This window comes from Mesorhizobium sp. M7A.F.Ca.CA.004.12.1.1 (genome assembly GCF_003997835.1).
In the GTDB taxonomy this organism is placed as follows: domain Bacteria; phylum Pseudomonadota; class Alphaproteobacteria; order Rhizobiales; family Rhizobiaceae; genus Mesorhizobium.
On the sequence record NZ_RZRK01000776.1, the window covers coordinates 1 to 2,858 of the forward strand.

The 2,858-nt window shown below is 62.2% G+C and carries 4 protein-coding genes; 2 read left to right on the forward strand and 2 right to left on the reverse strand.

Annotation, left to right across the window (positions count from 1 at the left end; genetic code table 11):
* The first annotated feature begins 80 nt into the window (after window positions 1–80).
* Entirely contained in the window at window positions 81–767 is a 687-nt protein-coding gene (locus EN984_RS29380) for an isochorismatase family cysteine hydrolase (RefSeq protein WP_127269068.1), read from the forward strand.
* A 6-nt stretch (window positions 768–773) separates the two neighbouring features.
* On the opposite strand, the gene EN984_RS29385 is transcribed toward EN984_RS29380, so the two are convergent.
* Together EN984_RS29385 and EN984_RS29390 are read right to left on the reverse strand one after the other, a co-directional pair.
* Entirely contained in the window at window positions 774–1,715 is a 942-nt protein-coding gene (locus tag EN984_RS29385; RefSeq protein ID WP_127269073.1) for an LLM class flavin-dependent oxidoreductase, read from the reverse strand.
* A gap of 109 nt (window positions 1,716–1,824) precedes the next feature.
* Window positions 1,825–1,980 carry a hypothetical protein gene (locus tag EN984_RS29390; protein WP_127269069.1) on the reverse strand — a complete coding sequence of 52 codons (156 nt, stop codon included), beginning with the start codon at window positions 1,978–1,980 and terminating at the stop codon, window positions 1,825–1,827.
* 290 nt (window positions 1,981–2,270) lie between these two features.
* Here EN984_RS29390 and EN984_RS29395 point away from each other — a divergent pair.
* On the forward strand, window positions 2,271–2,858 hold a 588-nt coding region (locus EN984_RS29395), incomplete at its 3' end, for an SDR family oxidoreductase (RefSeq protein ID WP_164765732.1).

The following is a 2,858-nucleotide window of genomic DNA, read 5'->3' on the forward strand; positions in this document are numbered from 1 at the left end:
ATTCCAGGGAAAGTGTGAAACGGTTTCCGTTCGGAATTGCGTCAAGCAAACAAGTGCCGATCGAAAAACGGGAGCCAAAAATGATCAAGGCGACGCCCTTCGACTTTCCCTATGACGGCAGGCTGATGGCCGAAACCACCGCGCTGATCGTCATCGACCTGCAGCAGGATTTCCTGTCGACGACGGGCTACTTCGCCAGGCAGGGATATGATCCCTCGCCGCTCAGGGCGATCCTGCCGACCGTGAGCCGGCTGATATCAGCCGCCCGCAAGGCCGGTGTCAGGGTCATCCACACCAGGCAGGGCTACCGGGCTGACATGGCCGACATGACGCCCTACGAGACATGGCGCCGCAAGCGCGCTGGGCTCGAAGGCACCGAAATCCTGCTGCGCTCTGGTCCAGGATTCCAGATCGTTCCGGAGATCGACGTCGCCCCGCAGGACATCATCGTCGACAAGACCTGCAACAGCGCTTTCACCTATACGGATTTCGAACTTGTGCTGCGCGCGCAAGGCATCACGCATCTGCTGTTTTCCGGATGCACCACGGATGTCTGCGTCCACACCACGCTGCGTGAGGCCTGCGACCGCAATTTCCAATGCCTGACGATTTCGGACGCCTGCGCCAGCGGCGACAGACAAGCGCACGAAGCAGCCCTTCACATGGTGACGGTTGAAGACGGCGTCTTCGGCGCGCTAACGGGTTCGAGCGCTGTCATTGAAGGCCTGTCGCGGCTTGGCGACAGGCCCGAGGCAACAAAAGGCTGAAGAACTTCAGCCCGTTGCCCGCGTCTCCAATCCTGCACGAGACGCATATGCCCCAGGCTGGAATGCCTCGTGTTCGCGACGCGCCAGCGAATTGCGCAGCAGAGCGATCGTTTCCCGGCCGAGCGTTGCGATCTCGCGTGGCGTGTCGACGCCGACAATCATGAATTCATCGATCCCAAGGGCTGCATACGCAAGCAGCGACAGGGCGGCCTGGGCTGGTGGCCCGGCAACATCGACCGCCTTGTGGCCGGAGGCGGAAGCACCTTGGTGAATCCCGACCGGAAGCGCGAAGCGCAGCTTGCCGGCCCGACCATGTTCGGCGGCGGAGCGGCGCACCCGCTCCATCAATTGCCGGATCTCGTCGATCGAGCCGGGCGCCAATTCAAAGACATCGGCATGCCGGCCGGCAACTTTGAGTGCCGTTCCGGACTGCCCGCCCATGCGGATGACCAGGTCGGCGCCGTGCGGTCCCTTGCGCGGCACATAGCCGCCCTTGATGCTGTAGAACGTTCCTTCGTGGTCGAAGGGCCGGTCGTTCGACCACAGCCGCTTCAGCAGCACCAGATATTCGTCGATGCGCTGCCAGATGACGGTGTGCCCGACCGGCCGTGTTTCGGCGTCGGCGTCGCTCAGCGGCTCGCTGATCATTCTCAGCGCCAGGCGCCCGCCGCTTTTCCTGTCGATCGACGCCAGTTGGCGGGCCGCCACGGTCGGTTCGACCACGCCCGCCCAATGGGTGAGCACGACTTCCAGCGACGAGGTGCGATCGAGCACCTGGGCCGCAAAATCCATGTTGGTCAGCAGTCCGGCCGAATCGTCGATGACGATCTTGCGGAAGCCGCCATCCTCGATCAGCCCGAGCTTGGTCGCGGTCTCGGCAAAGTCGTAGAAAAAGGGAACCGCGGCATCGGCGGTCTTACCGGGAATATGCGTGAACTCGATCGGCATTGCCATGTCCTCCGTGGTGTCGGGCGCGCGAAAGCACGCCGAGGATTCGGTTCATTCAACTCCGATTGCCTGAAAGCGGTGGGCAGCTAAGCCCGGTCGATCTGACGACTCAGGGAATAAGGCCCAGCACAACGGCCCCGGTGAACACGAACGCAAGGGCAAAGACGAGATAGGCGAAAGCCCCGGCATAGGCCGGGCGAAAGGCCTGGGCATTGGCCGACCGCTGATCACTGCGATCCGTCTGGGCGTTCTGGATATAGGACATATCGACCTCCGTCTCGGCGGTTAATCTATAAAACTTGTAGACTTTGTCGATTGCTATTTTTAGGCCAAAGATGGAATAATTTTCTCCTATGGTGCTGGAAGTTGGTAGGCACTTGCTTAGAGGGAGCACTCTAACGGCCGATCCATATGGAGCGTCCGTTTTTTGCTTCTGCGTCCGAATGGACCTATGACCTTGCTTTCGCTGCGCTCAATTCGTGGATTGGCCGCCCGGCGCCGGCGCGGTAGCATCGCCCACCAGCAAAGCGAAATCGCCACACAGGGGGCAGAAAAATGGGCACAAGACTGGCCGGCAAGGTCGCCATCATTTCGGGGGGCGCGACGGGAATGGGTGGAGCGGCTTCGGAGCTGTTCGCCGCCGAAGGCGCCAAGGTGGCGATCATCGACCGCAACGGCGAGGCGGCCGCCGCAACCGCAGCGACAATCAGGGCGCGCGGCCATCTCGCCGAGCATTTTGTCGCCGACGTCTCCGACGAGGCACAGGTCGAAGCGGCCGTGAAGGGTGCTATCGAAAAACTCGGACCGGTCACCGTGCTGTTCAACCACGCCGGCACCATCGTGATAAAGCCCTTCCTGGAGACCACGGTGCAGGAATGGGACTGGCTGCATGCCGTCAATGTGCGCTCGATGTTCCTGATGACGCGCGCCGTTTTGCCCGGCATGATTGCGGCCGGCGGCGGCTCGATCGTCTGTACTTCGTCGATCTCGGCGGTGGCGGCGACTCCCAACGAAGTGCTCTACGACACCACCAAGGGCGCCTGCCACATGTTCGCCCGCGCCATCGCCGTCGAGTTCCGCGACCGCAACATCCGCTGCAACGCCGTCTGCCCCGGCTTCATCCGTACACCGCACGGCCCGCGC

Bases quoted from the DNA above. Each gene is read 5' to 3' on its own strand.
- EN984_RS29380 (WP_127269068.1), top strand. From the start codon at position 81: ATGATCAAGGCGACGCCCTTCGACTTTCCCTATGACGGCAGGCTGATG.
- EN984_RS29385 (WP_127269073.1), bottom strand. From the start codon at position 1,715: ATGCCGATCGAGTTCACGCATATTCCCGGTAAGACCGCCGATGCCGCG.
- EN984_RS29390 (WP_127269069.1), bottom strand. From the start codon at position 1,980: ATGTCCTATATCCAGAACGCCCAGACGGATCGCAGTGATCAGCGGTCG.